At 61.3% G+C, this 6,614-nt stretch carries 5 protein-coding genes; 1 reads left to right on the top strand and 4 read right to left on the bottom strand.

Going from position 1 to position 6,614, the window contains the following annotated elements:
- Window positions 1-212: 212 nt before the first annotated feature.
- Together OXU43_05850 and OXU43_05845 are read right to left on the bottom strand one after the other, a co-directional pair.
- On the bottom strand, window positions 213-1,253 hold the full coding sequence (locus OXU43_05850) for a phospholipase D-like domain-containing protein (GenBank protein MDD9824676.1): 1,041 nt from the start codon (window positions 1,251-1,253) through the stop codon (window positions 213-215).
- Window positions 1,254-1,271: 18 nt separating this feature from the next.
- A complete protein-coding gene (locus tag OXU43_05845; protein ID MDD9824675.1) occupies window positions 1,272-1,613 on the bottom strand; it encodes a hypothetical protein in 342 nt (113 codons plus the stop codon).
- Window positions 1,614-1,642: 29 nt separating this feature from the next.
- Here OXU43_05845 and OXU43_05840 point away from each other — a divergent pair, with 29 nt between their 5' ends.
- The gene (locus OXU43_05840) at window positions 1,643-3,349 is read left to right on the top strand and encodes an OFA family MFS transporter (GenBank protein MDD9824674.1); all 1,707 of its coding nucleotides are present in this window, start codon (window positions 1,643-1,645) and stop codon (window positions 3,347-3,349) included.
- Window positions 3,350-3,391: 42 nt separating this feature from the next.
- Here the strand turns inward: OXU43_05840 and OXU43_05835 are convergent, their stop codons facing one another.
- Complete coding sequence (locus OXU43_05835; protein MDD9824673.1) at window positions 3,392-3,865, bottom strand: CYTH domain-containing protein; 474 nt, start codon at window positions 3,863-3,865, stop codon at window positions 3,392-3,394.
- Between the two features lie 51 nt (window positions 3,866-3,916).
- Window positions 3,917-5,764 carry an SUMF1/EgtB/PvdO family nonheme iron enzyme gene (locus tag OXU43_05830; GenBank protein MDD9824672.1) on the bottom strand — a complete coding sequence of 616 codons (1,848 nt, stop codon included), beginning with the start codon at window positions 5,762-5,764 and terminating at the stop codon, window positions 3,917-3,919.
- Between the last annotated feature and the right edge of the window lie 850 nt (window positions 5,765-6,614).

Genomic DNA, 6,614 nt, shown 5'->3' with positions numbered 1-6,614 from the left:
GGTCGCCGACTATCCGCGCACCAAACGCCGCATAGTCGTCTGCCGCGAATCCCGCCCGCGCAAAACAAGCGACGGCATTGAGATTATGCCCGCGCAGGCGTTTGTCAGGGGGCTTTGGGGTGGGGAGATTGTTTGATTGTTATGAAAAACGCCTGTTCCCTTTTTTCCGCAGGTTGGGAGTTCGGAATGTTTCCGGCATTATTCAGAGGCCCTTAAATTTTTCTCAAACTCCATATCCTTGCCTCCTTGTCATAATGAACCATGTTGCGTTTTTTGAGGCTAAATTGAGCATTCCGAACCCGATGCTTGTATTTTTTCCCGTATCTCTCCCCGTTGACAGCCAAGTGTTCAGAGTCGTCGCATAAATCAGGGAGCAAGTTTTTAATTTCCTTATTCAGTGTCCGGGTCGTGCGAGGCACGCCATCCGCAAGTATGCGGCAGATTGCATCGCTGAAAATGGCGTTCGCCGTGCGGCCGCCCACTTGGGTTTCGGCCAGCAGTTGGCGCAACTCGTGTTCTTTTCTGGTCGGCGGCGGGCTTGTTCGGTTCTGAAGCAAAGGTGCGGCGGTCTTTTCAATTTTCCGCAGTTTGTCGCTGTCCACTGATGTGCCGGCGCAGATATAACTTTCCATATCTTCGCGAATGCGCGTGACTGTTTTCTTGTCGCCAATCACCACGCCGTATTCGTAATTTTTTTCTATTCCGGCCCAGGTCAAGTTTCCGGATGTGATAATCGCCTTCTTTTCATCCGCGATAAACACTTTTGCATGCAGGCCGGGAAGGGTAATCACCTCCGAGCATTTGCTGAAAGCGCGGAGTTTTCTCAGCGCCTTGATATCGAGGCTGCCGCTGAGAACATTGCGCACACTCAGATCGGCCAGGGTGCGCACTTTTGTTCCGGACGGCAGGTTCCGGCAGATAAAGTCGGCCTCGGAGCAGCGGATGAACGGGCAGGCGATGAATATGTCCGACCTTGCCTGCTTCACCAGCTGTTGCAGATCGTGTCTCCACGGGCCGGGCAATAGTTCCATGCTCTTGATGACAGGCTTTGGTTCGATTTTGTCGGAATCAACAGGAAAAGAGGCAGTGTACAGCCAAGTGTATAACTCCTCTGGCGCCCCTTGTTTTGTCACCCGGAACAAACGACTGCCGAGAAGGGGAAAACCAATCATTATATCCCGCGGCTGCCGGGATTCCCATTGCCGATGTTGCAGGTTGCAAGTTTCTGCAATTTCAGGGGGATGGGCGGCCATTCGGTCTGTGCGCTTCAGTCAATCCGATAAGCCCGGATACTCCACTGGCGATTGGATGGCGACATGTTCCGGGACGCAAAGGGTGGCTGTCCCGGCGTCAACGAGCGTTCCCACTGCGAGCGGGTCGAGTTCGGCCTCGCCGTAGGAATAGCCAGCTCGAGAGGGAGCGGCCTGAGTGCCGTATGTCGAGAGAGAGGCGTCCTGAAGCTCGCGCAGGAATACCTGAAGCCCGCGGCAGGAATAGCGAATGGAGAGAGAGGCGTCCTGAAACCCATACCCGGTTGGCAAATCGTCCGGCTTGCCGGTATGATCGCCGCTTTGCGGATATCCGTGGCCGGCATGGACGCCAGCCCGCCGCACAGGCGAAGAAGGGGAGTACAAGGTTAGTTTTGGCTCATTTTTTTTCCAAGGAACGCATCGTTGCCGGTCCCGGTTTCAACCGCTGGCTGGTGCCGCCCGCGTCTATCGGCATTCACTTGTGTATCGGCTCCGTTTATGCCTGGAGCATCTATAACCCTGCGCTGGTCAAGGTTTTCGGCGTGGTCTCCAGTTCCGCGGAGGACTGGACTCTGCGCCAGGTCGTGTGGATATTTACTGTCTCCATCGTTTGTCTCGGTCTGGCGGCGGCCTTTGCCGGGCGGTGGCTGGAAAAGGTGGGGCCCAGAACCGTCGGCTTTGTCGCCGCCTGCTGTTGGGGCGGGGGATACCTGGTCGGCAGCCTGGGGATCTTCACGCACCAACTGTGGCTGCTTTACCTGGGTTACGGGGTGATCGGCGGGTGCGGACTGGGCCTCGGTTACGTATCGCCGGTCAGCACCCTGATCCGCTGGTTTCCGGACCGCCGCGGCATGGCCACCGGCATGGCGATCATGGGTTTCGGCGGCGGGGCGATGATCGGCGCCCCGCTCAAGGAATATTTGATCCGCGCCTTCTATCGCGCCCCCGAATATCTGGGGGCGGCCGACGCCGTCGAACTGGTGACCCGGGAAGGGCGCCGTTTCGCCAGCATCGCAGGCGAATTGCGGGAGGTCGCGATCGTGGGGGCCAACGAGGTCTCCAGCATGGTCGTGCCCGGCCCGGAGGGCGTGTACCTGGTGGGTACCGGCAATGTGGGCGTGGCCCAGACCTTCTTGCTGATCGGGCTGATCTACTTTTTTATTATGACCCTGGCCGCCTTCTCCTACCGCATCCCCGCGGAGGGATGGCGTCCTGCCGGCTGGAAACCGCTGGAGCAGGAACAGGCCGAGAAGAAAATGATCACGCACCGGCATGTGGATATAGACCAGGCGCTGAAGACGCCCCAGTTCTACCAGCTGTGGATCGTGCTGTGCTTCAACGTGACTGCCGGCATCGGCGTACTGGGCGTCGCCAAGACCATGATGCGCGAGATCTTCGGCACTACCCTGCCGAATATTGTGGACGGCGCCTTCGCCGCCACTTACGTGGTTATGATCAGCGTGTTCAACATGGTGGGGCGCTTCTTCTGGGCCAGCGCATCCGACTACCTGGGGCGGCGCAATACGTATTGGATCTTTTTCGCCCTCGGCATATTCCTTTATTGCTCGATCCCCTTTTGCGCCCAGCAGGTCAGCGTACACCCCGCTGTGTTCTGGCTGGTGTATTTTTATGCCGCCACCATGATCATCTTCACCATGTACGGAGGGGGTTTCGCCACGATCCCCGCCTACCTGGCGGACGTGTTCGGCACCCGTTTCGTGGGCGGGATCCATGGCCGGCTGCTGACTGCCTGGAGCACCGCCGGCGTGCTGGGGCCGCTGGCGATCACCTCATTGCGCGAAAGGTCGGTGTCCAGGGCGATCCATGAACTGGCGGGGAGGGTGGAGCCGCAGGCCTTTTACGACAAGTTTGGGGCCGGTCTGGACCAGATCGAGCTGTTGATCCAGAGCAAGACGGTAACGATCGCCCGCCTGATGGAGATCGCGCCGCCGGGGACCGTGGACCCGACCAGCGGCTTGTACAACACGACCATGTACCTGATGGCGGCGCTGCTGTTCTTGGCCCTGCTGAGCAACGCGGCGATGCGGCCGGTGCATGCCGATCACTACATGGAGGAGAAGGAGGAGGCGCGCGTCTGAATCGCGTCCGAACCGCCGGCCCGGGCCGGCAGCGGGAGGCGCTCAGGCCTTCCAGTCTTTATAAGGATGGCTGACCAGGGATACGTTGTAGTAACGCGGGTCGCCGGAGACCTCGCGCCCCGCCCAGGGCGGTAGCGGGAAGTCCAGATCCGGGGCGGCCAATTCGATCTCGGCGACGGCCAGCCCGCGGTTTTCCCCGGCAAAGACGTCAATCTCCCAGATGTGCCCCCGGTAGGGCGCATAGTAGCGCGTCTTTTCTATGAGCGGGCGGATACAGAGTTCGTCCAGTATTTCGCGGGCGTCCGGGAGCGGGATCGGGTATTCGAATTCCGTCCGGCTGACCCCAAGGGTGGCGGATTTCAGGTTCAGCGAGGCGCCTTGTCCCGCGATGCGCACCCGTACCGAGCAACGGGAGGCATTCGCCAGGTAGCCCTGGATCAGCCGCACGTTGCGAGTCGTTGCGGAGCGCCAGGCTTCTCCCTTCAGCAGGAACTTGCGTTCATGCTCTTTTGGCATGGTACGGCGGCAGCGTTGCCTCCCATCTCGTTCGCGGCCCTGCGTCCCCGGCTACTCGTCTTCCAGATCGCGGGCTATCCGAAAGCCGATGGTTTGCTGCCGCGTTGTCGCCGGGGCGCGGTCGCGCGCTGCCGTGCGCACCGCCTTCTCCGGGCTCTCGTAAGAGCCGCCGCGGATCACCCGGTAGCTGCAGTCGCCTCCCAACCATACGCGGCTGTTGGTCGGCGCCTCTACGTAATTGGGGTGCCAGCAGTCTTCGATCCATTCGGAGACGTTGCCCACGGTTTCGTGCAGGCCGAAGCCGTTGGCCGGGAGGCCGCCGACGCGGATCGGCATGCGGATGTCGAAGCGGGAGCGGCAACCGAATTGACAGTGCACCCGCCCGGCCTCCATATTGGTGCCCCACCAGTATTGGTTGTCGTTGCCGCCGCTCGCGGCATATTCCCACTCGGCCTCGGAGGGCAGACGGTACCGTTTGCCGGTCTGGTCCGTCAGCCACTTGGCATAGAGATAGGCGTCTTCCCAGGTGATGCCGGATACGGGCAGGTTCTGGTTCTGGCCGGCCGTCCCCCCGGGCACTTTCCTGCCGGTGATTTTGGCAAAACGCTGGTATTCGGCCACAGTGACCTCAAATTTGCCGATGGCAAAGGGCCGTACCTGGATTTCGCGCAGCGGTTTCTCGTTGGCGTCGCCGTAAAAGCCGGAGTCTCCCATCTTGAAGGCGCCCCCCGGCAACGCGACCATGAGCGGCCCCGGGGGGCCCGTCTGCAGCGGGTCGCGGAAGCTGCGGAGTTCTATGGGCGGCGCCTCCGCGGGTGGCGCTTCTTCTTCGGCGGCGGCCGTCTCTTCCGGGGCGTCCGCCTCGGCCCCTGGCGCCGCGGTTGTCTCCGCATCCCAGTCCGTACTCCCTGGCTCTTCCAGGGACGAGGGGGATATGTCGGGCGTTTGCTGCGGCAACAGGTTGAGGCGCGGGAGTATGAAAAAGGCGGCCAGCCCCAGGACAAAGATCGCTGCAATGGCGGTTACCGCCTTACTCCCCGGGGCGGCCCTTGCGGCTTGGCGGCTCCGTTCCGCGGGGGTGCGTCCGCCGCGCGCCGCCTTCAGCGTCGTCCGTTCCGGGGCCGGCTTGGGCTTCGCATCGGTCTCAAGCACATCCACCACTACGATCGTGGTGTTGTCCTGGCGGGGCTTTTTCGCCTCTTCGACGCCTTTCAGCAGGGCTTCGGCGCAATCCTTGGGCGTTTTGGCCCATTGCGAGTACTGGATCAATTTGCCCTTGCTCAGGGTGTCCATGCCGTCGCTACAGATCATGATGCGGTCGCCCGGTTTGATCGGGAGGGGCGAACTGGGGCAGTCAATCTCCACGATTTCGTCGCCAGTGACCGCGCTCATCAGCATGTTGCGGGAGAGGCCCGCCTGCTTTTCCACCTCCTTGCCCTCGGCCTTCATGCGGTCCAGGAATCCGCCGTAACTGTGATCGGCGTTCTTTTTCTCCAGTTTCCGAGAACGGATCAGGTAGAGGTGGCTGTCGCCCACGCTGGCCCACCAGAGCCCCGCCTTCTCCAGCACCGCCGCCACCAAGGTGCAGCCCATGCCTTGCAGGGCCGGGGTCTCCGAGATCGTCGCGGTAATGGAAGAGTTCGCCTGCATGACGCTCTCGTGGAGGATTTCGCTGACCTTGCGGGCCGGGTAGTTGGCGCTGACATGCTTGTTGAATGCCTGCACGGCCATGTTGCTGGCCACGTTGCCGGCTGCGTGGCCGCCCATTCCGTCGGCCACGACCACCAGGGCGCTGGCGTCGCCGGCCTTGTCGGAAAGGTGCGTGATGAGGAAGGCGTCTTCCTGGTAATCGCGGGCACCGTCAATCTGGGAGCCGGCAAATTCGAATTGTAAGGCCATATGTTGTCTTCTTGTTCCCGTGCCATCCGCACCTGCAGGCCGGCAGGTGTCCGGCCGCTGCGGGCGCCAGCCTGTCACACAGGCATAGGTTCTTTGCTCTTCTCGTCGCCTGCCGTCCGCAAGGATGAAGATGTCAGGCGCTTATTTTAGCAGAATATGTTTCCGCATCTCCTGTCTTGCCGAGCTCCGGCGCATATGGCATTCCTCCTCCCCGCTGCTGGCCATTTTGCGCGGGAATAGCGGGCCGGGGCGCTTTCCCCTCGATTGCGTGGCGGCCAAGATGCTGGACGGGGGGCTGTACAGCCTCGGATACATATGAGCCGGCGCCGCAAAAACAGGAGGGTTCCCTGGCGTCGGCGCACAGTCTGTGTCGAATCCTACCGCGGTTGGGCCGGTTGGCAATAGACGCCCTTTCCGGGGGGCGCTGGAGCCGGCTTGTTGTCTGAAGGCCATCGAATGAGGCGGGGGCGACACCCTGTGGCAGCGGGTTGGGACCATTGCGGCGGCGCTGCCTTGCGGTGGGAATGGCGGCTGTAGGAGTTTCGGCAAGCCTGTTGCCGTTGCCGCCCAGAGGTATAGGCGAGACCTCCCGGGCTCCATGGAATGGGATTGCGCGCTTCGGGCGTCGTTTGGCGAAGGCGGCCTGACTTTCGCCTCATAATGGGTGGTTCCCTCCAGCCGTTACGCAATCGAGGGGAAAAGATTCCCACCCCGCCATGGAGGGTAGATTCCTGCCCCCGCCTCATTTTTCCCATCACTCCCCCCTTGATGTACAGTTGGGCATGGTTATTTAAAGCCGATTGTAAAGCCGCTATCGGAGCCTGATAGTCCAAGCATTTTAACCGAGTTC

Source organism: Gammaproteobacteria bacterium (assembly GCA_028817255.1).
Taxonomy (GTDB): Bacteria; Pseudomonadota; Gammaproteobacteria; order Porifericomitales; family Porifericomitaceae; genus Porifericomes; species Porifericomes azotivorans.
The sequence above is the reverse complement of the archived record's forward strand: the minus strand, read 5'-3'. Positions and strand labels throughout refer to the sequence as shown.

Excerpts from the sequence above, each read along its gene's own strand:
- OXU43_05850 (MDD9824676.1), bottom strand. The coding sequence starts at position 1,253 with ATGGCCGCCCATCCCCCTGAAATTGCAGAAACTTGCAACCTGCAACAT.
- OXU43_05835 (MDD9824673.1), bottom strand. The coding sequence starts at position 3,865 with ATGCCAAAAGAGCATGAACGCAAGTTCCTGCTGAAGGGAGAAGCCTGG.
- OXU43_05830 (MDD9824672.1), bottom strand. The coding sequence starts at position 5,764 with ATGGCCTTACAATTCGAATTTGCCGGCTCCCAGATTGACGGTGCCCGC.